27 protein-coding genes are annotated in these 23,863 nt (G+C 37.5%); 19 read left to right on the forward strand and 8 right to left on the reverse strand.

Annotation, left to right across the window (positions count from 1 at the left end; genetic code table 11):
• Window positions 1-231 precede the first annotated feature (231 nt).
• Window positions 232-633, forward strand: a complete 402-nt coding sequence (locus NXS11_RS07430) for a methyltransferase domain-containing protein (RefSeq protein WP_259200247.1) — start codon at window positions 232-234, stop codon at window positions 631-633.
• A 128-nt stretch (window positions 634-761) separates the two neighbouring features.
• Window positions 762-1,127 (forward strand): hypothetical protein, encoded by a 366-nt coding sequence (locus NXS11_RS07435; protein ID WP_259200249.1) that lies wholly within the window; start codon window positions 762-764, stop codon window positions 1,125-1,127.
• Window positions 1,128-1,315: 188 nt separating this feature from the next.
• Here NXS11_RS07435 and NXS11_RS07440 read toward each other — a convergent pair whose 3' ends face one another.
• Window positions 1,316-2,224 carry a COX15/CtaA family protein gene (locus NXS11_RS07440; RefSeq protein ID WP_259200250.1) on the reverse strand — a complete coding sequence of 303 codons (909 nt, stop codon included), beginning with the start codon at window positions 2,222-2,224 and terminating at the stop codon, window positions 1,316-1,318.
• A gap of 257 nt (window positions 2,225-2,481) precedes the next feature.
• Between NXS11_RS07440 and cyoE the strand changes: the two genes are divergently transcribed.
• The 3 genes from cyoE (at window position 2,482) to NXS11_RS07455 (ending at window position 4,778) form a co-directional block, all read left to right on the forward strand.
• Window positions 2,482-3,393, forward strand: a complete 912-nt coding sequence (cyoE, locus tag NXS11_RS07445; protein WP_259200251.1) for a heme o synthase — start codon at window positions 2,482-2,484, stop codon at window positions 3,391-3,393.
• A gap of 25 nt (window positions 3,394-3,418) precedes the next feature.
• Window positions 3,419-3,880: a DUF420 domain-containing protein gene (locus NXS11_RS07450; protein ID WP_259200252.1), complete on the forward strand. Its 462-nt coding sequence runs from the start codon at window positions 3,419-3,421 to the stop codon at window positions 3,878-3,880.
• 145 nt (window positions 3,881-4,025) lie between these two features.
• A complete protein-coding gene (locus NXS11_RS07455; protein WP_259200253.1) occupies window positions 4,026-4,778 on the forward strand; it encodes a DeoR/GlpR family DNA-binding transcription regulator in 753 nt (250 codons plus the stop codon).
• Between the two features lie 271 nt (window positions 4,779-5,049).
• Here NXS11_RS07455 and NXS11_RS07460 read toward each other — a convergent pair whose 3' ends face one another.
• The 3 genes from NXS11_RS07460 to NXS11_RS07470 are packed head-to-tail and all read right to left on the reverse strand — an operon-like array spanning window position 5,050 to window position 7,330.
• Window positions 5,050-6,450: a PTS galactitol transporter subunit IIC gene (locus tag NXS11_RS07460; RefSeq protein WP_259200255.1), complete on the reverse strand. Its 1,401-nt coding sequence runs from the start codon at window positions 6,448-6,450 to the stop codon at window positions 5,050-5,052.
• 43 nt (window positions 6,451-6,493) lie between these two features.
• A complete protein-coding gene (locus NXS11_RS07465) occupies window positions 6,494-6,796 on the reverse strand; it encodes a PTS sugar transporter subunit IIB (RefSeq protein ID WP_259200256.1) in 303 nt (100 codons plus the stop codon).
• 42 nt (window positions 6,797-6,838) lie between these two features.
• Complete coding sequence (locus NXS11_RS07470) at window positions 6,839-7,330, reverse strand: PTS sugar transporter subunit IIA (protein ID WP_259200257.1); 492 nt, start codon at window positions 7,328-7,330, stop codon at window positions 6,839-6,841.
• A gap of 246 nt (window positions 7,331-7,576) precedes the next feature.
• On the opposite strand from NXS11_RS07470, the gene lacA reads away from it, so the two are divergent.
• From lacA to NXS11_RS07500, 6 genes are all read left to right on the forward strand, one after another.
• Window positions 7,577-8,005 (forward strand): galactose-6-phosphate isomerase subunit LacA, encoded by a 429-nt coding sequence (gene lacA, locus NXS11_RS07475; RefSeq protein WP_259200258.1) that lies wholly within the window; start codon window positions 7,577-7,579, stop codon window positions 8,003-8,005.
• Between the two features lie 20 nt (window positions 8,006-8,025).
• The gene (lacB, locus tag NXS11_RS07480; RefSeq protein WP_259200260.1) at window positions 8,026-8,541 is read left to right on the forward strand and encodes a galactose-6-phosphate isomerase subunit LacB; all 516 of its coding nucleotides are present in this window, start codon (window positions 8,026-8,028) and stop codon (window positions 8,539-8,541) included.
• A 12-nt stretch (window positions 8,542-8,553) separates the two neighbouring features.
• Window positions 8,554-9,480: a tagatose-6-phosphate kinase gene (gene lacC, locus NXS11_RS07485; RefSeq protein ID WP_259200261.1), complete on the forward strand. Its 927-nt coding sequence runs from the start codon at window positions 8,554-8,556 to the stop codon at window positions 9,478-9,480.
• Window positions 9,481-9,495: 15 nt separating this feature from the next.
• Entirely contained in the window at window positions 9,496-10,473 is a 978-nt protein-coding gene (lacD, locus tag NXS11_RS07490; protein WP_259200262.1) for a tagatose-bisphosphate aldolase, read from the forward strand.
• Window positions 10,474-10,771: 298 nt separating this feature from the next.
• Window positions 10,772-11,839: a CAP-associated domain-containing protein gene (locus tag NXS11_RS07495; RefSeq protein ID WP_259200263.1), complete on the forward strand. Its 1,068-nt coding sequence runs from the start codon at window positions 10,772-10,774 to the stop codon at window positions 11,837-11,839.
• Window positions 11,832-12,269 (forward strand): YlbF/YmcA family competence regulator, encoded by a 438-nt coding sequence (locus tag NXS11_RS07500; protein ID WP_259200314.1) that lies wholly within the window; start codon window positions 11,832-11,834, stop codon window positions 12,267-12,269. Before NXS11_RS07495 ends, NXS11_RS07500 begins: the two co-directional genes overlap by 8 nt.
• A 46-nt stretch (window positions 12,270-12,315) precedes the next feature.
• Here NXS11_RS07500 and NXS11_RS07505 read toward each other — a convergent pair whose 3' ends face one another.
• Window positions 12,316-13,242, reverse strand: coding sequence for a lysophosphatidylglycerol phospholipase D (locus NXS11_RS07505; protein WP_259200264.1), 927 nt, complete (start codon window positions 13,240-13,242; stop codon window positions 12,316-12,318).
• Window positions 13,243-13,339: 97 nt separating this feature from the next.
• On the opposite strand from NXS11_RS07505, the gene NXS11_RS07510 reads away from it, so the two are divergent.
• Complete coding sequence (locus NXS11_RS07510; RefSeq protein WP_259200265.1) at window positions 13,340-13,591, forward strand: DUF2129 domain-containing protein; 252 nt, start codon at window positions 13,340-13,342, stop codon at window positions 13,589-13,591.
• Here the strand turns inward: NXS11_RS07510 and NXS11_RS07515 are convergent, their stop codons facing one another.
• Complete coding sequence (locus NXS11_RS07515) at window positions 13,592-13,981, reverse strand: DUF7147 family protein (RefSeq protein ID WP_259200266.1); 390 nt, start codon at window positions 13,979-13,981, stop codon at window positions 13,592-13,594.
• Between the two features lie 60 nt (window positions 13,982-14,041).
• Between NXS11_RS07515 and rsmD the strand changes: the two genes are divergently transcribed.
• Both rsmD and coaD read left to right on the forward strand, forming a co-directional pair.
• Window positions 14,042-14,593 (forward strand): 16S rRNA (guanine(966)-N(2))-methyltransferase RsmD, encoded by a 552-nt coding sequence (gene rsmD / locus NXS11_RS07520; protein WP_259200268.1) that lies wholly within the window; start codon window positions 14,042-14,044, stop codon window positions 14,591-14,593.
• Window positions 14,586-15,080, forward strand: a complete 495-nt coding sequence (coaD, locus tag NXS11_RS07525; protein ID WP_259200271.1) for a pantetheine-phosphate adenylyltransferase — start codon at window positions 14,586-14,588, stop codon at window positions 15,078-15,080. The genes rsmD and coaD overlap by 8 nt, the downstream gene beginning before the upstream one ends.
• Window positions 15,081-15,127: 47 nt before the next feature.
• Here the strand turns inward: coaD and NXS11_RS07530 are convergent, their stop codons facing one another.
• Window positions 15,128-16,261, reverse strand: coding sequence for a nucleotidyltransferase (locus NXS11_RS07530; protein WP_259200317.1), 1,134 nt, complete (start codon window positions 16,259-16,261; stop codon window positions 15,128-15,130).
• Between the two features lie 126 nt (window positions 16,262-16,387).
• Here NXS11_RS07530 and NXS11_RS07535 point away from each other — a divergent pair, with 126 nt between their 5' ends.
• The 5 genes from NXS11_RS07535 (at window position 16,388) to pheT (ending at window position 21,844) form a co-directional block, all read left to right on the forward strand.
• Window positions 16,388-16,927 (forward strand): YceD family protein, encoded by a 540-nt coding sequence (locus NXS11_RS07535; protein ID WP_259200274.1) that lies wholly within the window; start codon window positions 16,388-16,390, stop codon window positions 16,925-16,927.
• A 50-nt stretch (window positions 16,928-16,977) separates the two neighbouring features.
• Entirely contained in the window at window positions 16,978-17,151 is a 174-nt protein-coding gene (rpmF, locus tag NXS11_RS07540) for a 50S ribosomal protein L32 (protein ID WP_044359826.1), read from the forward strand.
• Between the two features lie 131 nt (window positions 17,152-17,282).
• Complete coding sequence (locus NXS11_RS07545; protein ID WP_259200277.1) at window positions 17,283-18,029, forward strand: TrmH family RNA methyltransferase; 747 nt, start codon at window positions 17,283-17,285, stop codon at window positions 18,027-18,029.
• Between the two features lie 351 nt (window positions 18,030-18,380).
• Window positions 18,381-19,445: a phenylalanine--tRNA ligase subunit alpha gene (gene pheS, locus NXS11_RS07550; protein WP_259200278.1), complete on the forward strand. Its 1,065-nt coding sequence runs from the start codon at window positions 18,381-18,383 to the stop codon at window positions 19,443-19,445.
• Complete coding sequence (gene pheT, locus NXS11_RS07555; RefSeq protein ID WP_259200282.1) at window positions 19,439-21,844, forward strand: phenylalanine--tRNA ligase subunit beta; 2,406 nt, start codon at window positions 19,439-19,441, stop codon at window positions 21,842-21,844. Before pheS ends, pheT begins: the two co-directional genes overlap by 7 nt.
• 1,074 nt (window positions 21,845-22,918) lie before the next feature.
• Here the strand turns inward: pheT and rnhC are convergent.
• A complete protein-coding gene (gene rnhC / locus NXS11_RS07560; RefSeq protein WP_259200283.1) occupies window positions 22,919-23,854 on the reverse strand; it encodes a ribonuclease HIII in 936 nt (311 codons plus the stop codon).
• Between the last annotated feature and the right edge of the window lie 9 nt (window positions 23,855-23,863).

Below are 23,863 nucleotides of genomic sequence, written 5' to 3' on the forward strand. Positions count from 1 at the left end.
GAGTGGCATGCTGAGCCATTCCGCCTTTTTTAATACCAACTCTAAAAAACACATTAAATGCTGTTTTATCAACGTTCAGCTCAAATTTAGTATCTTTAAGTTATTTCTATATAGTACCAAGACAAGAAGAAACCCGTTTCACTCGTTTTTTAAAACCTAATAAAGTCCCTTTGTTATTCTTTTCAAAAAATGTAAAATAAAGAAAAAAAGATGGATCAATATGAATAACCCTTGGGAAATATAGATTTAGAAATATATGAAAAACACATGCAATCAGATAACGTTTTTCAACTCCAGACCCTAAATTTAATAACAAAAGAACAAGTGAATGCATATAACAACAAAACAATTGGAATTCTTGGAGTTGCTGGAGGAAATGGTTTAGAACATATAGAATTAGCTAATATAAATAAAGTATATGGGTTCGATATTAATAAAAATTATTTAGATATATGCCAAAGAAGATTTTCTTATATGCAAGACAAATTAAGCCTGATTCAAAAAGACTTTACGCAAAAAGATTTTGTTTTGTCTGCAACAGATTTACTAATAGCAAACATGATAATCGAATACATAGGGATACTCAAATTCACAGAACTTATAAATAAAAATAAAACTAATATTTCCCTCTAATGCGGTAAGAGATTCTGGTATTAGAGCGGGTCGTGCTGCTGGTTTATCAGAATCTCAAGCGCATACTTTAGGTGTGACTTTAAAAGAAGCTATATCTTGGCTATTTTAATAGATTGAGGAGGTTTATTATGCTAAAAGAAAAAGAAAGTTTTAGGTTGCTTTATCAAGCTATAAGAGAACTCGCAGATAAAATTGGAGATAACCAGTTAGAAACTAATTCTGTTAGTTTGTTATTATTAGACTTTGATTTTGAACATGAGGTATTTGATGAGTTGTATTTAGCGATTTTAAAATATTTAAATACAGTGCGTATAGATGATATAAGTCATAGGGAACTTTTAGACTTAATAGACAATACGATTCCAGAAGAGCGAGAGATTAATACGTTTGTAAAAAATAAAATAATTATTGGATTTGCTAATAATTATTTTCCTGAATTACAAGTGCTAGCAAACAATATAAAATCTGATATGGGCAGCTCATTAAGTCAATGATGTGTGTATTCAAATTAATGAAATGAATTTATGTTTTTAGTATGCCAAAAACACCAATCATAACGGACTGTATGCTAAATGAAACCAGCTATTTCAACTTAGCTAGAACTATATGATAAATCTTTCCACCATAGAAGTTGAACAGGCATAGAAAAAGCTTGCCACCGATTCAGATGACAAGCTTTTTTCTATTGTTCGCCTCGATTGGAACGCAAAATAAGTAGAATGAAATAACTGATCAACCCAAAGAGTAATGTAATAAACAGTGCATGTAGTAAAGCAATAATAAGATTCACTTCAGTAATGATAGATAGCGCTCCGGTCGTTATTTGAAGAATAATCAAAATGAAGCTAGCTGTGTAACCAAAATGGATAGTTCGGATATTTGGATAATTTTTAACGGCATGCACATAAGTGATTAAGATGATAATGAATGCGAGCATTGCCATAATGCGATGGGCTAATTGAACCCAATCATGAACACCATGAGGAACGATATCACCAAACGGGAGTGGCCATGCACCGTATGCTAAGCTTGATTCCGTATGTCTGACAAGCGCTCCTGTATAGATTGTGACATAAACGATACCTGTCATAATCCATGTATAGATTTGCAATGGTTTTTTGATATGCACAATATTGGCTTCATATTTCTGATCAAGATCGAAAATAATGAGTGTTAAGACAAAAACAGAAGAAAAGCTGATTAATGAGATACCAAAGTGTAATGCTAAGACATAATCATTTTGTTGCCACATAACCGCAGCTGCACCAACTAAAGCTTGAATTAATAAAAATCCGATACTAATCTTACAAAGTGGCTTTACTTCTCGAATATGACCAATATTTTTCCATGCTGTTATCACTAGCCATGTCACAATGAGTAGTGATAAGCCAGAAACAGCTCTATGACTTAATTCGATAATTGTTTCAAGCGGAAGATTTTGAGGCAATAATGCACCATTGCAGAGCGGCCAATCTGAACCACAGCCATCCTCCGATCCTGTTTTGGTAACAAGCGCGCCACCGAGTTGCACCCATATCATCATGAGTGTTGCAAGAACTGATAACCATTTTAGGTTGCGCTTTTTAAACAATGCTAAACACCTCGATATGCTATTTTTTAATTTACAGAGCGGTTGTTAACCTCGCAGTGTTGTTAGATACTTTATGCTGCCGCTCAGTATGTGTTAGTTCCCTATACATTATAGCAAAAAGCACTCAGCTCATGTGCAACAAATCGCAACGTTTTTTGAATGTCGTTAAAGTGTCACAAAAATTTCAGAATAAAGCTAGTCAATCATGAAACTTTCATATATCATGAATATATATGACAAAAAAGGGGGGTAAATCAATGTCGAAATCAGAGGTAGTTCCCGAAACTACTGGACGTATTTCATACAAAGAGCTTAAACAAGTGATTAAGTTAGGACTTGTGCAGGGGAATTTAATTCCTGCTTTCGCGGGTGCTTGGTTGGCGATTGTTATGACGCATCAAGGATTTTTAGCATCCATGCCACAACTGATTATCATGTTGATAGGCTCAGCACTTGTTATGGGCGGTTCTTGTGCGATTAACAATTACTATGATCAAGATGTAGATGCAGTAATGCCAAGCAAACAGAATCGACCAACAGTTAATGATCGTATAACGGATCGTCAGCTGATCATGCTCAGTCTTGGTATGATGATTGTAGGCGAATTGCTCTTGTTTATGATTAACGTCCCAGCTGGCGTCATTGGTTTAGCTGGTATTATTGGGTATGTATCATTCTATTCAATCTGGTCTAAACGCCATACGACTTGGAATACGGTTGTTGGAAGTTTTCCCGGCGCAGTACCACCACTTATTGGTTGGGTTGCGATAGAAGGTCACATAAGCATGATGGCATTAGCACTATTTGCAGTTGTTTTTGCATGGCAACCTATTCATTTTTATGCCTTAGCTATCAAACGCAGTGATGAGTATAGATTGGCAAATGTTCCAATGCTACCATCAGTCAAGGGCTTCAATCGAACACGTATCGGCATGTTTATTTGGTTAGTGGTACTATTGCCATTACCTTTTATTATGCATGAACTTGGTACAACATTTATGGTTTTAGCGACTTTACTGAATCTCGGTTGGATTGGATTAGGTTTAACGAGCTTTAAAGTATCGACTGATAAAACAAAATGGGCAACGAAAATGTTCGTTTATTCCTTGAATTATCTCGTTGTATTTTTTGCATTAGTCGTTGTAATTTCATTGATTAAAATGATTTAAATGATAATTGAGTGAGGATGAGAATATGAGCTTACCTATTTTACCTACCATTAGCACGACATGCATTGTAATCAGTGCTATTCTTGTGGCAATTGGCTGGCGTCTAATCTGGAAGCGCCAAATTGAACAACATAAAAAGTTTATGTTGTGGGCAGCGATTTTTGCAGTGCTCTTCTTTGCGATTTATGCAACTCGTACAATTTTTATTGGTAATACTGCGTTTGGTGGACCAGATTCCGTACGCATCTATTACACAATTTTCTTGTTTTTCCATATTACACTTGCCACTATTGGCGCTGTCTTTGGTTTGATTCAGATATTCACTGGTATCAAAGATAAATACAAAGTACACCGTAAAACAGGACCGATTGCATCTGTTATTTGGTTCTTTACAGCCATTACAGGTGTAGCTGTTTATGTACTATTATATGTATTGTATCCAGGTGGAGAAACAACTTCATTAATCAAAGCCACATTTGGTTTTTAAATAAACCGATTCAAAACTGACTGACTACGAACGTGTTGGTCAGTTTTTTACGTATTTCCTCAATAACTGATGCTAGAATAATATTGAATAATTTGATACGCTAAATGCAAACTTTCTTATGTTATGTGAGAAAAGAGGTGACAAGATGTTAAAAACAGATCGATTCCAGGCTATTATGTCTTTGTTAGAAAGAAGCGGGACAGTTAAAGTAAGTGATATCATGGAAAAGCTCTCTGTATCAGATATGACTGTGCGACGTGATCTAGATGAGTTAGAGAAGCAAGGCTTACTGGAACGTGTTCATGGTGGTGCAAGATTGAAAGATTTATATCGTCAGGTTGAACTTTCTCATATTGAAAAACAAATTATGTACAAAGAAGAAAAACAACGAATTGTCGAGAAAGCGAACCAGTTGATTCATGATGGAGATACGATTTTTCTAGGACCGGGTACAACGTTAGAACTCCTTGCTAAGGTGATTTGTGGGAATGCATTACGCATTGTAACCAACTGTTTACCAGTCTTTCAAGAGCTTAACAAGCATAAAGGGAATCATACCGTTTATTTATTAGGTGGTGAATTACGCGAATCCACGCAGTGTTTTGTTGGAGAAATCACCAATATTTCATTAAAAGATATGAACTTTCACAAAGCGTTTTTTAGTTGTAATGCCTTGAGTGAACAGAAGATTATGACCTCGACATTTGAAGAAGGACAGACACAGAAACTGGCATTAGACAATTCAGTAGAACGTTATTTATTAATTGATCATTCAAAAATCGGCAAGAAGGATTTTTCTGTTTTTTATAACTTACAAGATATTACAGCAGTGATTACTAATGGAGACGACCAGAAGCTTTATGAAAAAATTGAAACAGATAATCAATATATTGTATAGCACGCTAAAAAGGGGCATAGACTACAAAGCATAGTGTTGTAGTTAGCCCCTTTTTTATGAGCTGTTTAACTTCTGTGTATAATATAGTTCCAGTTAAGTTGAAATAGCAATCTTCATTTAGCGTACAGTCCTCGGTGATTGTGCGCTTTTTACATACTAATAAGAAAAGGCAGAATAGCACATCATGCGATGCCACAACAAAAAATGTAGCTGACATATAAATAAGGTGAAACAGTGCAATGACTATTTCACCTAAATATTAGTGTGTATGTTATTCAGTTTTTGAATATTCAGCGTTTCGTTTTTTCATTTGATGTGCGTACCATACAAAAATGAGTAGATAACCAGCTAATGCAAGAATTGTGTAGAGTACGAATGTGATCTCTCCTTGAGACATATTACCAACGAGATAGCCTAAGAATTTTTCGATAGGCCCTTCCATAGTTGTATGTGAAATCATTACAGATTCACTCAAACCAGAAGGAAAGGCACCTACTGATTTGGCTGTCTTTGTTACGAAAGGCGCAATCAATGTACCTGACCACAAGAATAATGGTAATTCAATAGCACCGATGACAATCATACGAATAAGTTTGCCGCGTGTTACAACTAATAGTGCAGGTGTCACACCCATAGCAATGATTCCTCCGAGTGGTAGTAGTTTATTACCAGGTAAAAAGATTGCTTCTAATAGCATGATAGGTGCTAATACGTTTGCGGCTGCCCATATTTCTGCACGACCTGCGATAAACGGCCAGTCTAAACCAATATTGATTGCACGTCCTTTTAGTCGTTTATTCGCAAAGTCTGTAATCCCTTGTGATAATGGCTCAACAGCTGCAATAAACCATGAACCGATTAAAGAGAACAATTCCAAACAGACCGCAGCTGTAAAAGCGAGTGTAAATATTTGTGTCGGTGATTGACCTGCAAGTAAGCCAACAAAAACCCCTAAGTAAATCCCTATCGCAAATTTTGATCCCCAAAAACCAATTTTACTATTAAGTTTTGCTGCATCAAAATCATACTTGTCTAACCATGGAAATACTTTGTCAAAAATTTTATCAAAAACCATGATGATTGGATTCATCATATAATTCATATGAGTTGTTGTCATTGGGTTGCTACTAGGTGCATTTAATAAGTCGTTAAATGTCGGTTTCATCAAGTCAGAGTTCCAAATCTTTAATACACCTATAAAGAGTACTAGCAATGTTGCAGTGAATAAGTTAGCCCCACAGAAAATAGCGAATAACCCAACGATGGCTAAGTGCCAAATGTTAAAAATATCAACATCAAGTGTATCTGTTTTTTTCAATGCAAGCATAATGATATTCAAAATCACCATCACTAACAAGAAATAAAGTGTGTAAGGTGAGCCCCAAGTAATTGTTGCTAAAGGTGCCCAACCTACATCAGTGATATTTAATGAGATGCCAGTGCGTTCAACAAAGGCAGTCATTGCTTCTGAAAAGGCAGTTGTTAAAATCCCAATGATAGCACCAATACCAGTCAGTGCAATTCCTAGTTTGATCCCACCTTCTAGAGCACGAGCGGGTTTTACTTTGAAGAATAGGGCAATGATTGTCAGTACAATCGTCATTAATGGCGCTGCACCCAAAGTAATTAGCGGATTGAATAAGTTATTTGCAATATCAACAATTGTATTCATAGTTTCCTCCCTTCCTGAAACACTGAAAGTCATTAGTATGAAATTATTTATTTAATGACTTAATAACGTCCTCCATTTTTTGATAAACAGGTTCTGCCATTGATGGAATGCGATAGAGTATCGCTCCAGCATCAACCACTGGAATGTTCACATCAAAACCTAAGTCAGTGCTGGCAATCTGTGCAAAAATATCATAGCGAGATAACATTTCCTCATTGACATCTTTAATCATGACGGCATCACATGTGACTTGATAACCACGATTTTTCAATTCAGTTTCTAAAGCACTTTTAATTTGATGACTTGAATTAACCCCGGCACCACAAGCAGCTAAAATTTTAATCATAATCATTTCTCTCCTTAGTAAAAGTAATATATCATCTACAAATTATGCAGAAGTTTCTATATGGTAATGTTGTTTCAAAAATTGATAAATGGCTGTTGTATCTTCTAAATCGAAAAAAGTACGTAATGCTTCTTTGTCAGTTGCATTGATAAAGTCCATAATTTGAGCAAGCAATCCTGCTTGAGATTCACTATTCTCATTCAAAATCATAAACAAAAATGAAACAGAAATTGTTGTATCGGGCTTTATCATATTGTGAAATGTGATCGGTTGTTGCAGCTTTATAGGAATAATCCGTGATGTCTTAACAAATGACGTCTCCGTATGTGGAATCGCAATGTTAGGCAATCTATCGGAAACAGGTGACAAATCCAAACCAGTTGGATAGTTTTGCTCACGTTCCAACAAATGCTCTAAAAAAGCTTCTGTGACTAGGTTTTTCTTCAATAAATCAGTATAAACTTCTTTAAAAACGTCTGCTTGTGTCTGCTTGTTAGAAACATACACGGTATCTTCAGCAAATAAGTGATTCAAACAGAACAGCCCCTCTCTAAGTTTAATAATGTTTATTTATTAGATTACACTTTTAGAATAACCGTTTACAACAAGAGTGTCAACACAAAAACGAAACTAAACAAACATAATATGTTGATAAATGTTTGTTAATGATTTATTATGTGAGTGTAACAAGGTTAAATGTTTAAAAAAGTGATACAAAACCCATTTTAGGTTTGAATGAGGAGATGTGCTTAACAATTAAAAATTTAGGAGGAATTGAACATGCGTGTCGTAATTGGTTCAGATCATGAAGGAATGGAACTGAAGAATTTTATTAAGGAAGCGTTAATTGAGCAAGGCTTTTCAGTTGTAGACAAAAGTGAGACACCAGCAGTTGATTTTGTAGAATCTACGCTTGCGATTGTTAATGACTTGAAACAAAGTGAAGGAAGTATGGGCATCGCTATTGATGGATATGGTGTGGGTAGCTTTATGACTGCAACAAAAGTCAAAGGCATCATCGCAGCAGAAGTGTCTGATGAACGCTCTGCATATATGACAAGAGAGCACAATAATGCTTGCTTGATTACTTTAGGTTCTGAGATTGTCGGCAAAGCATTGGCATTGAATATTGTCAAAGAATTTTTGGCGGCGAATTATGATGGTGGTCGTCATCAAATTCGTGTCGATATGTTGAATAAAATGGCATAAATCAAGAAAGGATGAATAGAATGAAAATCGCAATTGGCTGTGACCATATTGTCACTGATACAAAAATGGCAGTATCGGATTTCTTAAAAGCAAAAGGATATGAAGTGATTGACGTAGGAACCTATGATTTTACACGTACACACTATCCGATATTTGGGAAAAAAGTCGGTGAAGCGGTGACGAATGGCGAAGCAGATCTAGGGGTTTGTTTGTGTGGGACAGGTGTTGGAATTAACAATGCCGTTAATAAAGTGCCGGGCATTCGTAGTGCGCTTGTACGTGATATGACTTCAGCAATCTATGCGAAAGAACAATTGAATGCGAATGTTATTGGCTTTGGAGCACGTATCACAGGAGAATTTTTAATTTGTGACATTATTGAAGCGTTTATCAAAGCTGAGTATCGAGAAACGGAAGAAAATAAAAAGTTGATTGCCAAGATAGCACATGTGGAAGCAGCAAGTGAACAACAAGCCGATCCTCACTTTTTTGATGAATTTATTGAGAAATGGAATCGTGGAGAATATCACGATTAAGTAGGTGACAAGATGATTTTAACGGTTACTATGAATCCTTCTGTGGACATTGCATATACAATGACTGGATTAACAATTGACAATGTGAATCGAGTACAGGATGTGCGAAAAACAGCAGGAGGCAAAGGTTTGAATGTTACGAGAGTTTTAAAACAGTTAAATGCTGATGTGGTAGCGACTGGCTTGCTTGGTGGTGTACTTGGCGATGCAATTAAGAATGAACTAACTTCAGATGGCATTCAACATGATTTTTGGTCTATTAGTGGTGCTACGCGTAACTGTATTGCGCTGTTACACGATGGTGCACAAACTGAGATTTTAGAAAGTGGTCCTGTGATTCAAGAAAGTGAAGCGGAAGCGTTTATTAAGCATCTAAAAAAATTAGCAGATCAAGCTGATATTTTGTCGTTTTCTGGCAGTTTGCCTAAAGGATTGCCGACGGATTTTTATCATCAGATGATTTCGGCATGCCCTAACAAACCAGTAGTGCTAGATTGTGCGGGTGATTCTTTGGTGCAAGTGCTAAACAAAAAAAATAAACCCCAGCTTATTAAGCCTAATATTGAGGAACTGTCGGTACTATTAGGGCGAACGGTAACTACTCAGATTGCAGATTTAAAGGCAGCATTATCACAACCATTGTTTGCAGATATTGAATGGATTGTTGTGTCTTTAGGGGCAAATGGTGCTTTTGCCAAGCATTTTGATACTTTTTATCGTGTGACTATACCGACGATCGATGTCGTGAATCCAGTCGGTTCAGGAGATGCAACTGTAGCGGGCATGACGGCAGCTTTAGTCGAAGGGTTATCAGACGAAGCATTGCTGAAACAAGGGAATGTTTTAGGCATGTTAAATGCACAAGAAGCTACAACAGGTTATGTGCAATTAGAACATTATCAAACATTATACGAACAAATCAAAGTTGAAAGTGTATAAAGGAGTCGTTAAGACATGAAAACAAATGGGCAAAAGACACAGTTTTTAAAACGATTGTGCAATGAACAAGGTATTATTAGTGCTTTAGCTATTGACCAACGTGGGGCATTAAAAAAGATGATGACTCAAGTGAAAGGAGAAGGCGCTGATGATGCAGAAATTGTGGCGTTTAAACGAATTGTGTCATCAGAGTTAACAAGATATGCGTCTTCTATTTTATTAGACCCTGAATATGGTTTGTCAGCAGCGAATGATAGAGCATCTCATGCGGGATTACTATTAGCTTATGAGAAAACAGGTTATGATGCGTCGACACCTGGACGTTTGCCAGATTTATTGTCAATTTGGTCAGTTAAACGCCTCAAAGAAGAGGGGGCGGATGCTTGTAAGTTCTTGTTATATTATGATGTGGATGAACCAGATGAAATCAATCATCAAAAACAAGCCTTTGTTGAGCGTATTGGTTCAGAATGCCAAGCTGAGAATCTACCATTTTTTTTGGAATTAGTCTCTTATGATGCACAGATTGCAGATGCGAAGTCGAAAGCATATGCATTAAAAAAACCGCACAAAGTCAACATGATGATGAAAGAATTCTCTAATCCACGTTATGGTGTCGATGTGTTGAAAGTTGAAGTACCAGTCAATATGAACTATGTAGAGGGTTATGCAGAAGATGAGTTTGTTTATACGAAAGAAGAGGCGATTGCTCATTTTAAAGCGCAATCAGAGGTGACAGACTTACCATTTATCTTCTTGAGTGCAGGTGTCAAAGCCTCATTATTCCAAGAAACATTGCGCTTTGCGAAAGAAGCAGGATCTACTTTCAATGGCGTTTTATGTGGCCGTGCGACATGGGCAGATGGTGTTGAACAATATATTGCGCAAGGATCAGAAGCTGCTCGAGCATGGATGAAGACGCAAGGAAGACAAAATATTGAAGCATTGAATCGTGTATTAGCTGAGACAGCAACTGCGATTGAAATTAAATAACGATTATATATAATAAGATAGCTGGCTGACATGGGCTTAGCATTGAAATCTAACAGACTTGAAGGTTTCGATGTTAGGATTTATTCTATGTAACGTCAGCTATTTTTGCTTTTGGTATGCTTTTTTAGAAAAGTAAGCCAGTCCATTTATCTTTATATTGAAAATACGTTACAATAATAATGCTGGGATATTAGCAGAAATATTTCATCTATGTGTAAAAATAATATAACAGGTAGTAGCTTGAGTGTGAAAATCTGCATGCTCGGCTACTCAAAGTCATTTTTAAAAGGAGGGTGCTATGAAACGACTATTAATCAAAATATTTGGTGTATTTCTGTTTATCGGCTTTTTAGTTTATTTATTCTATGCCCCTCGACTTGAATTCGATGTGTTAGAAAACCCCAACAAACAAGTGGAGCAGCGTTACCAAAAAGCGAATCTCCCTGTACGGACATCAGATATAGATAATCCGAAGTTAAAAGAGGGCATTGGAACACTTGTTGGCCAATCGATGGGACAAGTGACGAAAAAGTATGGTCAAGCCGATCGCACGTATCACTATTTTAAAGATTATCGGACATTTGTCTATCATCGCCAGAAAGCGTATATTTTAGTGATGGCAAAAGGGGATACTGTGAAATCAGTCTATATGACAGGGCAACCGTCAAAAGATGAAAGTGGACCGATTGAGATAGGTCAAGATGCCGCAAAATTATATGATAATCTCTCATTGATAACAGAGTGTGAATTTGATTTGGATGGGAAACATTACCACTATGAACTCTCGGATACAGATGTAAAAACGCAAGCGCTTATGCAGTTCGATAACCGTTTTGCTCAAGTGTTTATTGATCAGCAGAGCAATAAAATTACGGGTGTACGTTATCTTGATAAAGAAGCTTTAGTAGCGATTAATCCATATTCATCTAATGAAGAATCAGAAGAAAATATGGTACAGTCTGAAGAACAAAATCCAGATCAAAATAGTAACCAATTGTTAACATTGTACGAACTTACTAATGAAATGCGGAAACTGCATCAACGTGAACCGTTGAAGATCAATTCAGCATTAGAAAATGTAGCGACTGTACAATTATTTCAAGCAACGAATAAGTCGTCTGCAGAGTTTACAGAAAATAATTTAGTAAGTTTGGTTAATGAAACACCATTCACATATCAGACTTTGTCGCAAAACGTTGGATATAATTTTAGTGATATTCCAACATTGGTTAATAGCTGGATGAATTCTGATACACATCGTTCGCGTTTACTAAGCGGACAATATGATGAAATGGGTGGCAAAATAAGTGACAATTATTTCTTATTAATCTTTGCGGAGCGAGGAGATGATCAAGATGATGTTTGATGAAGACCTCGTAAAAGTTTTAGATGAAACAGATGTGCTGGCAGAGATGATACAACAGTCAGATATTTATCAAAATTATCTCAGTGCCAAAAAGAATTTGGACAATGATGAAGTTGCTCAGCGTTACTATCTAACTTTTTTAAAGTCCAAAGAACAATATGATGAAGTGATGCGTTTCGGTCGCTATCACCCAGATTATCAGGCAGTTATGCTCGAAACACGACGTCAAAAGCGTGTCTACGATATGCATGAAACGGTCGTTATTTTTAAACAATGTGAATATGAACTACAACTTTTGCTAGATGAGGTTGTTACTATACTTGCATCGAGTGTCTCGGCACATGTCAAAGTTGATGCAGGCACGCCGTTGTTCAATCAGCCAGGTTGTGGCTGTGGTTCAGGCAATGCCTGTCAATGTCAAAAACGATAAAAATAAGCACAATCACGGAATAGAGGCGATTGTGCTTATTTTGCGGTTATTGATGATAAAAGTTCAGAAATTGTTTGCCAACTTTTGGTCGATCAGTAACTATTGTATGAACGCCCATTGCGACGAGGTCAACCATTTGATCAACGTTATTCACACCATAGAAGCCAGGTGCAATATTTTGTTTGTTCAACCATGCGATAAGTTTGCGTTGAGTCAATGTTAGTCCCTTATAGACGGTTGGCATTTGGAATGTGTCTGCTTGTCCGCGATATAAATGCCCCAACCCGCTATAACATTTCAAAATACCTTCTGTTACTTCAGCTTGACTTGCACCGATTGCAATTTTGCGCTCTTGATTCAAGGCGGTAAAACGTGTAATCTGCTCCTTGTAAAAACTTGTAACGAGCACCCGAGATTCTGCATTGTTACGTTTGATAACCTCATAAAGTCGTGACGGTGCAATCTGACCTTCATAACTATCTGGGTGATCTTTGATATCAATATTAACGAGCTGATCTGGATATTGTTGTAATAAAGCATCCATCGTTATAATTTTGGCTTGTGGATGCGCTTGAAACGGCTTATGACCATTGATGTCTGTAAAGCGATAGCCAGCGTCTAGTTGTTGTAATTCGGCTAATGTATGATCAGCAACGTAACCCGTACCATTTGTCGTGCGGTCAACAGTTGCATCATGAAAGACAACTACTTGTTCATCTTTAGTTATGCGAATATCTGTTTCAAATCCCGTTAACCCCATTTCAGTCGAATGGTCGAAAGCAAGTTGTGTTGATTCCGGACGCGCTTGCATGCCACCACGGTGACTAAAAACATAAGGTGCTTTGTGCTGGAAAAATGGTTTAATGTCACGTTGTGAACCTGTGTTATTGCGTTTAGTGATATACATAGAACCACTGAACAATCCTGCGATACCTATAATAGAGCCGGTTAAAATTTTGCGTGTTTTCGTCATAAAATTCACTCCTAAAAACTTAAGTAAAGCGATATTATATCTTTTCTCAATACTTGTACTCATGGTACGATAATAGATAGAGTGCGAGGTGAATAATTTGGAAATCGTACAACGAGAAAAACTCATTATTTATTTAAAAAATATGAAGCATGAACGCCATATTCGTAAGTATGGGCACATTATATACAGTAATAAAAAATGTAAATACGTCTACATGTATGTAAATAACGATCGTGTAGACGATATTGTGAACAAGTTGTCTAAGTTGAAATATGTAACTGACATTAGTGGCTCACCATATAAACATCTAAAAAAAGTATATGACAAAGAAAAACATGAGTGGTTTTAATCATTCAAGTGGAGGTATCCAACGCTGTAATCTAAGGACACTTTTAAGATAATTGAAGTATAAGTCTAGCTCCGGATAATCGTCAGGTGCATGAACATCGATGCCAACCATTTCGATTTGATAGGGTGTTGCAAAGGATTGAATCAGCGCATATTTTTTGTTGCTATTTGGGTAAGGATAGTTCACAGCATCTAACATAATATACATTGCTTGGAACTTCCGATTAGTGGTTGGTTGCATAATCAATGCGACAGAAGAGCGCTGGTGCTTAGATTTGGGTGTGTGAAAAAAAACGAGACGATCAATGCGTTCATGGTTGTAATCAATGAGTGCTTGGAATTCATATAAGTCCGTTAGTCCATTGCCCAATACGATAAAAGATTGTTGCATAATTCTACCTCCTTATCCTAAAGTATAGTAAAAATAAAATGAGATTGGAAGTGTCAGAGAATGCGCGTTATTGCGGGCAAACATAAAAGTAAAACTTTAGAAACTTTGGAGGGACGTAATACCCGTCCAACTATGGATAAAGTAAAAGAAGGGATTTTTAATAGCTTGCAACACATTGAAGGTCTTGGATTAGATCTGTTTGCTGGCAGTGGGAGTCTTGGGATAGAGGCACTCTCACGAGGAATGGACAAAGTGATTTTTGTCGATCAAAATAGTCGTGCTATTAAAGTGATTCATCAAAATTTACAGCGTCTCGGACTAGATACGCAAGCAGAAGTGTATCGTAATAATGCGGATCGTGCACTTAAAGCTTTGAGCAAACGAGAAATCCAGTTTGACATTATTTTTTTGGATCCTCCATATGACAAAGGACTTATTGATAAAGCCTTGGAACAGATTCATGCATTTGATTTATTGAAAAACAATGGTATGATCGTCTGTGAGTTTAGCCATCGTGAAGTTATTCAAACAGCGCCTTTTGAAGAAATGAAACGTTATCACTATGGTCTTACAGATACATGTATTTTACGAAAAGGGGAAAGTCATGGTTAATACAAAAGCGGTCATCCCTGGGAGTTTTGATCCCATAACCAATGGCCATATCGATATTATTGAAAGAAGTTCAGATCGATTTGATGAGTTGCACGTTTGTGTATTACGAAATATGAAGAAAAGCGGTACATTCACTGTGGATGAACGCATTGCGATGATTCGTGACTCTGTCGCACACCTGCCGAATGTTCATGTACATTCATTTGGCGGCTTGCTTGTTGATTTTTGTGACAAAATAGGTGCTACAACAATTATCCGTGGGTTGCGTGCGGTCAGTGACTTTGAATATGAATTGCGACTAACATCTATGAATAAAAAGTTGAATCATCGAGTGGAAACGCTCTATATGATGAGTTCAACAGAATATTCTTTTCTAAGTTCAAGTGTTGTCAAAGAAGTCGCACAATATGATGCCGATATTTCAGAATTTGTACCAAAACACGTCGAAACTGCCTTGCTTGCAAAGTTTCAACAGTCTAAAGACTAGCTGAAACATACTAAGATTAGTAGTGATGAAATAATCTTAGTATGTTTTTAGCGTTGTATGAACACAGGGGTATTAAAGTCATGCTGAGTTTGTTGCGTTAATAGATTATAAATACGTGTTGCTTTAATTTCATTGGCAATTAATGATGCATTTTGCTGATTCACATTTGTAATGATTCGTCGGTCGGATGCATGTTGCTTGAGCCATTTTAAATAAGCCTGTCCTTGTGAAGTCATAGCCAGTATACGCGCAGCCTCAATGTGATCATGGACAGCATCATATGAAATGTTGAGCAAGACATTCATCAGCAATCTTTGAATATGTGTATACGTATAGCGTTTCGTTTTTAGCCCTGCCATCAGATTATCGTATGATGTAGCAGTTTGCATACACTTGATAAGGCGGTGTTCAAACCCTTCTGTCATCGTATAGATTTTGCGAAGTGCTGCTGCATCTTGTTGATAGACTGTTAATTGTAAAAAGTGAAACAAACGCTGCTTATTTGCAAAGGGTTGATGAAAAAGTGCCATGTTCATTTCTGGAACCATTTGTTGCCATGTTGCTTCATTGTTTTTTATTGCTTGACGAATTGCTGAGCCACTTGCATAAGTGTCGTGTGTGATGTCTCGTTGGCGATGACTAGCAGAAGTTCTTTGAATCGTGTAGGGCACTATCTTACTATTTGTTGTATGAAGTTGTTTCAGATAGGCGATGCCAAGAATGTTGTTTGGTTCTTGTAACAAAGTATCATCGAGATGTTCCGAGACGATGCGTGCATATGGTTTACCTTGTTTGATAGCTTGATGAAAAGCGGGTGTCTCTTCAAAAGTTAACAATTGTGTGGCGGTTTGTTGTAAAGCTGTAATATCACCAGATTCACTACCGAAGCATAATGCATCTGCAGCTAAGTAATCCGCTAAACGCACACCCATTTTGGCAAAGTAATCACTGGAAGAGAGTGAGCCAACAAGGGGCAGTTCAACGACAAGATCGACGCCTGCAAGCGCCATTTGTGCACGTTGAAATTTATTGAACATTGCAGGCATCCCACGCATGACAAAGTTACCGCTCATCAATGCAATCGTTACATCTGCTTCAGTCAAAGCTTTAGCCGTCTGAGCATGGTAAAGATGCCCGTTGTGAAAAGGATTATATTCTGTAATCAAGGCAACACTTTTCATTTGCATTCTGTCCTTTCATCTATCATTATGAGTATTGTACCAAAACTTAACATGTTAAGAAAAAATCTTGACAACTTACTTAGCAAAAGTTAAAATAAATTTTGTGCTTGTTAGAGGTGAAGCCATATGAAATGGTCAATAACACAATTGAGAAAATATCAAGGACAACCTTTTAAATTTGATCAAACCGTTGAATTTAATGATTTGGTACGTCAGTTAGACATTATTAATTTGTCAGAAGTGCATATTGACGGTGTGCTGAATATTAAATCAACAGAAGTTGTAGCAGATATGCGCTTGCGAGGCGTATATACGATGCCATGTGCTAGGACGCTTGTCCCAGTGGAAGTGCCATTCGATACAACAACAACAGAAGTGTTTGATTTAGATGGTTTGTACGAAGATGAGGATGATGAACATTATCATCTTGTTACGGATGGCATGATTGATTTGCGCAGTATTGCCGAAGAGATTGTCATGCTTGAGAAACCAATGCGTGTCGTTGCTGAAGATAGCGATGAGATGTTAACTGGTGGTCGAGGTTGGGAAGTTATTGACGAAGATGATTTGGATAATGACCCATCTCAGGACGAATCAAAGGTGCAAGTCGATCCGAGGCTTCAAAAATTACAACAATTATACGATGAGAATGATGACGCACACTAAGCTTTAGTGGCAATGTGTCATAAGGAATCGAATAAAAGGGAGGATTAATCATGGCAGTACCAAAAAGAAGAACTTCTAAAACAAGAAAAAACAAACGTCGTACACACTTCAAATTAGCAGTACCAGGTATGCAAGAATGCCCAAGCTGTGGTGAATTAAAATTAGCTCACCGCGTATGCCCAAGCTGCGGTTCTTACAAAGGCGAAGAAGTCGTTTCTAAATAATAGAGAACACTTTTCGATATTTGAATAGTTGTTTTATGTCAAAGGCTCAAAGCACACATGGTGACTTTGGGTCTTTTACTATATCTGTTATGATAAAAGATGAGGAAATATTTGATAAAAAGAGGTTAATTATGGAAGAAATTACATCTATCCAAAATGCGAAAGTTAAAAATTATAATAAGCTGAAAAAGAAAAAAGAGCGTGATAAGCAACAACGTGCCATCATTGAAGGATTTCACTTGATTGAGGAAGCGGTTGATAGTGACATTATAGTTGAGCAACTTTTCATGATTGAGCCAGCACGTGTGCCAGAAAAATTGCAAAATGCAGCACGAGAATGCTTTGTTATCAATCAAAAGGTAGCAGAAGCATTATCAGGAACAGTGACACCACAAGGGATTTTTGCGGTCATTCAAAAGGCAACTGTTACGGTAGATAATGCACAACAAGTTCTTATTTTAGATCGCATTCAAGACCCGGGGAACCTTGGAACATTAATGCGTACAGCAGATGCAGCAGGACTTGATTTAGTCGTGTTAGCCAAAGGGACGGCAGATGTGTATCAAGAAAAAGTTTTACGTGCGAGTCAAGGTAGCGTGTTCCATATACCTACGATTGAAGTGGAAAACTTGGTAGATTATGTCCAAAACTTTGCAGGACCTGTCTATGGTACAGCGCTAGAGAATGCCGTGTCGTATCATGATATTCCATCCAAACAAGAAACTTTTGCGCTTGTCTTGGGTAACGAAGGACAGGGTATGTCAGAAACACTTTTAGCAGCAACAACACAGAATGTCACGATTCCCATTTATGGTCGTGCAGAAAGTTTAAATGTTGCAATTGCAGCGGGAATTTTGATGTTTCATTTAAAAGGTTGACCGGCATATTTGAGATGTATATAATAGATTTATTAATAATTAAACATGTGCTTATAAAAAGGCATAAACTATTATTGGAGCTTGCGCAGGGAAGGATGATTATGACTGAGAGTCGTCCTCAGCTTACATAGTTTTTTTCACCTTTTTGGCTACTTAAAGAGATTTAAGTCGGGTGTTATGATCCGTTATCAACATATCGTCAGAGTGTATGCATATTTCTGTGCATAAAACTGGGTGGTACCACGGCAAGGCTTCGTCCCATATTTTGAGGGGCGAAGTCTTTTTTCATGCCACGGCGATATAAACAATCATCATCGACATGTGATCAATGAAAATAAGGAGGCATTTGTAATGGTGCAAACAGATGAAATGACAACAATCAAACAAGATGCATTAGAAGCCATTGAACAGGCGCAAGATGCACAAACGTTACAAGCAGTTAAAGTGCAGTATTTAGGCAAAAAAGGGCTTGTGACTGGCTTGATGAAACATATGAAAGATTTACCAAAAGAAGAAAAACCTGCGTATGGTCAGAAAGTGAATGAAGTTCGCCAAGCGATTGAAGCAGCGATTGAAACGCGCCAAGTTACTTTGACAGAGGCGGCGTTAAATGCACAATTGGCACAGGAATCCATTGATGTGACGTTACCAGGTCGTAAAGTGACAAATGGCGCAAAACACCCATTAACAAGAACGATTGAAGAGATTGAAGATCTATTCTTAGGACTTGGTTACGAAATCGTGACAGGTTATGAGGTGGAACAAGATTACTACAACTTTGAAGCATTGAACTTACCGAAGTCACACCCGGCACGTGATATGCAAGACAGCTTTTATATCACAGAAGATATTTTAATGCGTACACACACATCTCCAGTTCAAGCGAGAACGATGGAACAACGCAACGGTCAAGGCCCTGTGAAAATCATTTGTCCAGGTAAAGTATATCGTCGTGACTCAGATGATGCGACACACAGTCACCAATTCACACAAATTGAAGGGCTTGTCGTGGATGAAAATATTAAAATGAGTGATTTGAAAGGGACACTTGAATTATTAGCGAAGTCACTTTTTGGTGCAGATCGTGAAATTCGTTTGCGCCCAAGTTACTTCCCGTTTACAGAACCATCTGTTGAAGTGGACGTATCTTGCTTCAAATGTAAAGGACAAGGTTGTAACGTCTGCAAGCAAACAGGGTGGATTGAAATTTTAGGTGCTGGTATGGTACATCCGAATGTCTTAGAAATGGCAGGCTTTGATTCTAAGAAATATTCAGGTTTCGCATTCGGTATGGGGCCTGATCGTATCGCAATGTTGAAATATGGTATTGAAGATATTCGTCATTTCTATACAAACGACGTTAGATTCTTAAATCAATTTAAAGGTGTAGAAGATCGAGGTGAAACAACATGTTAATATCTAAAGAATGGTTACAAGATTATGTCGCAGTCGATGCGCCCATCGATGCGCTTGCAGAAAAAATTACGCGTACAGGGATTGAAGTAGATGAAGTAATCGATTTAACAGCAGGCATTAAAAATCTTGTTGTGGGTTATGTGGAAAGCGTCGAAAAGCATCCTGATGCAGATAAATTAAACATTTGTCAGGTGAATATCGGTGAAGCAGCCCCTGTACAAATCGTTTGCGGTGCACCTAATGTCAATCAAGGGCAAACAGTAATTGTAGCTAAAGTAGGCGGTCGCTTACCTGGTGGCATTAAAATCAAACGTGCCAAATTACGCGGACAAGTGTCAGAAGGGATGATTTGTTCGTTACAAGAAATCGGTCTATCAAGCAATGTTGTACCAAAAGCGTATGAAGCAGGTATTTATAACTTTGCGACTGCGGTTGAACCAGGTACGAATGCATTGCAAGCGTTATATTTCGAGGATGACGTAATGTCGTTCGATTTAACGCCAAATCGTGCAGATGCGTTGAGCATGATTGGTACAGCCTATGAAGTGGGGGCTTTATATAACTTACCGGTGCAACGTCCAACAGCAACGCCAACAGAACAAGCGACACAAGCAAGTGATGTATTAAAAGTAACTGTTGAAAACGAAGATAAAGTACCTTATTACAGTGCACGTGTCGTTCAAAACGTTAGAATTGCACCATCACCTGAATGGATGCAAGCCAGATTAATGAAAGCTGGCATTCGCCCAATCAATAACGTTGTCGATATTTCAAACTATATTTTATTAGAATATGGTCAACCGCTACATATGTTTGACCAAGATCAAATCGGTTCAAAAGAAATTGTTGTGCGCCAAGCAAAGCCAGACGAAAAAATGACGACACTTGATGACCAAGAACGCACATTACTTGCATCAGACATTGTTATTACAAATGGTCAAGCACCAATTGCATTAGGTGGTGTTATGGGTGGAGACTTTTCTGAAGTAACAGATAGTACACAAAACGTTGTGATTGAAGGGGCGATTTTTGATTCGGCATCTATCCGTCATACATCACGCCGCTTGAACTTGCGCAGTGAAGCTTCAAGTCGTTTTGAAAAAGGTATTGCGACAGAATTTGTGAATGAAGCAGTAGACCGTGCATGTTATTTACTAGAGACGCTTGCATCTGGTGAAACACTTGCGGGGCGTGTGTCAAGCGGGGATTTAGGTCAATTCGTAACAGAAATCGATATCACAGTAGACCGTATCAATCGTACAGTTGGTTTTGACTTATCACAAGCGGACATTGTAGCGATATTTGAACAATTAGGCTTTGAAACGAAGGAAAATGGTTCAACATTAACAGTTTGTGTTCCTTCACGTCGTCGTGATATTACAATTGAAGCAGACTTGATTGAAGAAGTGGCACGTATTTATGGTTATGATAACATTCCATCATCATTACCTGTCTTTGAAAACGTAACAAGTGGTGTACTGACAGATCGTCAACGTAAAACACGTGTTGTACGCACTACTTTGGAAGGGGCAGGTTTATCACAAGCTATCACATACTCACTTGTTGATAAAGCACGTGCAACAGCATTTACAACGGAACAACATGACACAATCTCATTATTAATGCCAATGAGTGAAAGCTATGCGACACTGCGTCAAAGCTTAATTCCACATTTAATCGATGCAACACAATACAATGTGGCACGTAAAAATAATGACATTGCCTTGTACGAAATTGGTAATGTATTCTTTGGTAAAGCCGATAGCGCAATGCCAGATGAAGTGGAATACTTAAGTGGTATTATGACTGGTGAATACGTTGCGAATGCATGGCAAGGTAAGAAAGAAGACGTTGATTTTTATCTCGTGAAAGGTATTGTAGACCGTGTAGCTGATAAATTGGCATTGAAGTTTGATTATGAAGCAGGTACTGTTGATGGTTTACATCCTGGACGCACAGCCTATGTTGTACTAAATGGTGCGCGTGTTGGTTTCATTGGAGAATTACATCCAACCGTTGCCAAAGACTATGATCTTGGTCGCACATATGTTTTTGAATTGAACTATGATTATTTAATGCAACAAGCTGTTGGTTACATCAACTATCAACCAATTCCAAGATTCCCGGGTGTAACACGTGATATTGCGCTTGTAGTAGATTCCGAAGTACAAGCAGCAACATTGGTCGGAACAATTCATGCGCACGGTGGTAAACTTTTACAAGATGCAACAGTGTTCGACGTGTATGAAGGCGAACATATGGAAGCAGGCAAAAAATCAGTAGCCATCCGACTTGCATATTTAGATACAGAACAAACATTAACAGAAGAACAAGTCACAAAAGTACACAACAATATCTTATCAGCACTTGAAGCACAAGGTGCAACATTACGTGGATAAGGTGTTATGACATATGAAAGTCCCATTCGGTAGACGTTTGATTAGGTGTTTACTGAATGGGCTTTTTAGTGTCTGTAATATTGAAATAGATGTCATAAGTGTGTTATTTTATAAGAAAAGAGAGACGTGTTGGAGCATGCCTCTCAAAGCCCGTTAAACAGACGGTGACTTTCGTTTAGAGTATATTAAACCATCTAAATTACTTGTCAAAGTATGTGTTAGATGGTTATTTTTTATGACTGTTGCGCGAAACTACGACTAGACCAATGACCATTAGTACGATCATCAACACTTCGTAATCCGTCATACTGCAGTTCCTTTCTGGGGATCACAACTATAATCATAATAGGCATCACCCCTTTGATTGGGATTAGCCACCATCTATCCAACTTGCTCAGTTATTATTCTGCCACAATTAAGTTTTGATTTTAATTATATTTATTCGTTTGTTTTGTGGTGCTTAATACTAAGCTACAGTGTAAAAAACGATATCATACGAAAAATTAAAAATAAAGTTAGAAAAAGACACTCAGAGTATTGTTTAGATATTGTTGAATATGGTTCTTGTGACTGTAACATTGAATAAGTATCATAAGTATGTTATATTATAAAAAAAGAGAGACATGTTGGTAGCACGTCTCTCAGAGCCCGTTGAAAAGACGGTAGCTTTGTAAGTTTTAGAATAACCTTACATCCTGCTAAAGTTGGAAGGTTATTTTTTTTGACTATTAAGCGAAACTACTACTAAACCAATGATCGTTAATACAATCATTAGTATTTCATAATCCGACATGCTGTTATTCCTTTCTGGGTGCTACAGCTATAATCAATTATCATAGGCATCACCCCTTTGATTGGGATTAGCCACTACTATCCAACTTGCTCATTTAACATTCTATCACAATTAAGTTTTTATTGTAATTATATTTAGAGACTTATTATAAAGGTGATTAGTAATATCAATCTGATTCATTTTCAAGCAGCTACTTTATCACATGGGCGGTAAGTAAAATGCAAAAATGACGCAATGGAACCATTAGAATTCTGGTTCCATTGCGTCATTATACATTATAGTTATTTACGATTGTAGCCTTTTACAAGTTTCAAAGCCTTATCACGATTTTTAAAATCTTTTTTGGTGATGTTATCGACCACATCTATTCCGTGTTTGACAATAAGTTTTGCTGCGGCGAGATCAACTTTTGGACCGGCACCTTTCAAGATAGTTGTGTGATATTTCTTAGACAAGGCATCCATATGTTTTACAAAAGCATAGCGTGAGATAATACTTGCGGCAGCGATTGCGAGTGATTTTGATTCACCTTTTGTTTCATAGCATGTCTTGTTTTTTAAAGGTACATCGCCCATCGCATAACGCTCATACGTGGATCTCGGGGTAAATTGATCAATAACGATATAGTCTAGTGTGTCGACATCAATTTTTTGTAAGACATTTTTAATACATTCATTATGTAATACTGCCTTCATTTTAACTTGCGACCAGTCCAATGCTTTACGATCATTGTATTTAGGATTATCCAATACCAGTAGTGAATGGGGAAGGAACGTCACAAGTTGTTCTGCCAATGCTACAATTTTGGTATCTGTTAACTTTTTAGAGTCATCAACGCCTAATGCTTTTAGGACAGCGATGTTTTCTTTTGAGACATAACATGCACATACGGTTAGTGGACCAAAGTAGTCACCACTACCAGCTTCATCACTGCCGATACAGCTGTAGTTATTATAATTGATGGTTTTATTTTGAGTAGATCCCATAATCATTCTTGGCTCAGAGTCTGGTGTATTTCTGCCGATTAATTCTTTTGCCACTTTGTCATTATTTGTACCTTGAAACATGCCTTTTCCTGAGTTGTAAATGCTGATGGTTACGCCTTGGTATTTGGAACGGAATATCATGCCTGGTGGTAATTTGCCGGGATCAGCTTTCAGTGTGCCTCTTAATAAAAGTATTTCTTCTTTTGACAACTCGAGTACAAGATTTGACATTATTTTCAC

The organism is Staphylococcus americanisciuri, from assembly GCF_024814435.1.
Classification (GTDB): Bacteria; Bacillota; Bacilli; order Staphylococcales; family Staphylococcaceae; genus Staphylococcus; species Staphylococcus americanisciuri.

Excerpts from the sequence above, each read along its gene's own strand:
- NXS11_RS07435 (WP_259200249.1), top strand. The coding sequence starts at position 762 with ATGCTAAAAGAAAAAGAAAGTTTTAGGTTGCTTTATCAAGCTATAAGA.
- cyoE (WP_259200251.1), top strand. The coding sequence starts at position 2,482 with ATGTCGAAATCAGAGGTAGTTCCCGAAACTACTGGACGTATTTCATAC.
- NXS11_RS07450 (WP_259200252.1), top strand. The coding sequence starts at position 3,419 with ATGAGCTTACCTATTTTACCTACCATTAGCACGACATGCATTGTAATC.
- NXS11_RS07455 (WP_259200253.1), top strand. The coding sequence starts at position 4,026 with ATGTTAAAAACAGATCGATTCCAGGCTATTATGTCTTTGTTAGAAAGA.
- NXS11_RS07460 (WP_259200255.1), bottom strand. The coding sequence starts at position 6,450 with ATGAATACAATTGTTGATATTGCAAATAACTTATTCAATCCGCTAATT.
- NXS11_RS07465 (WP_259200256.1), bottom strand. The coding sequence starts at position 6,796 with ATGATTAAAATTTTAGCTGCTTGTGGTGCCGGGGTTAATTCAAGTCAT.
- lacA (WP_259200258.1), top strand. The coding sequence starts at position 7,577 with ATGCGTGTCGTAATTGGTTCAGATCATGAAGGAATGGAACTGAAGAAT.
- lacB (WP_259200260.1), top strand. The coding sequence starts at position 8,026 with ATGAAAATCGCAATTGGCTGTGACCATATTGTCACTGATACAAAAATG.
- lacC (WP_259200261.1), top strand. The coding sequence starts at position 8,554 with ATGATTTTAACGGTTACTATGAATCCTTCTGTGGACATTGCATATACA.
- lacD (WP_259200262.1), top strand. The coding sequence starts at position 9,496 with ATGAAAACAAATGGGCAAAAGACACAGTTTTTAAAACGATTGTGCAAT.
- NXS11_RS07495 (WP_259200263.1), top strand. The coding sequence starts at position 10,772 with ATGAAACGACTATTAATCAAAATATTTGGTGTATTTCTGTTTATCGGC.
- NXS11_RS07500 (WP_259200314.1), top strand. The coding sequence starts at position 11,832 with ATGTTTGATGAAGACCTCGTAAAAGTTTTAGATGAAACAGATGTGCTG.
- NXS11_RS07505 (WP_259200264.1), bottom strand. The coding sequence starts at position 13,242 with ATGACGAAAACACGCAAAATTTTAACCGGCTCTATTATAGGTATCGCA.
- NXS11_RS07515 (WP_259200266.1), bottom strand. The coding sequence starts at position 13,981 with ATGCAACAATCTTTTATCGTATTGGGCAATGGACTAACGGACTTATAT.
- rsmD (WP_259200268.1), top strand. The coding sequence starts at position 14,042 with ATGCGCGTTATTGCGGGCAAACATAAAAGTAAAACTTTAGAAACTTTG.
- coaD (WP_259200271.1), top strand. The coding sequence starts at position 14,586 with ATGGTTAATACAAAAGCGGTCATCCCTGGGAGTTTTGATCCCATAACC.
- NXS11_RS07530 (WP_259200317.1), bottom strand. The coding sequence starts at position 16,261 with ATGAAAAGTGTTGCCTTGATTACAGAATATAATCCTTTTCACAACGGG.
- NXS11_RS07535 (WP_259200274.1), top strand. The coding sequence starts at position 16,388 with ATGAAATGGTCAATAACACAATTGAGAAAATATCAAGGACAACCTTTT.
- rpmF (WP_044359826.1), top strand. The coding sequence starts at position 16,978 with ATGGCAGTACCAAAAAGAAGAACTTCTAAAACAAGAAAAAACAAACGT.
- NXS11_RS07545 (WP_259200277.1), top strand. The coding sequence starts at position 17,283 with ATGGAAGAAATTACATCTATCCAAAATGCGAAAGTTAAAAATTATAAT.
- pheS (WP_259200278.1), top strand. The coding sequence starts at position 18,381 with ATGGTGCAAACAGATGAAATGACAACAATCAAACAAGATGCATTAGAA.
- pheT (WP_259200282.1), top strand. The coding sequence starts at position 19,439 with ATGTTAATATCTAAAGAATGGTTACAAGATTATGTCGCAGTCGATGCG.
- rnhC (WP_259200283.1), bottom strand. The coding sequence starts at position 23,854 with ATGTCAAATCTTGTACTCGAGTTGTCAAAAGAAGAAATACTTTTATTA.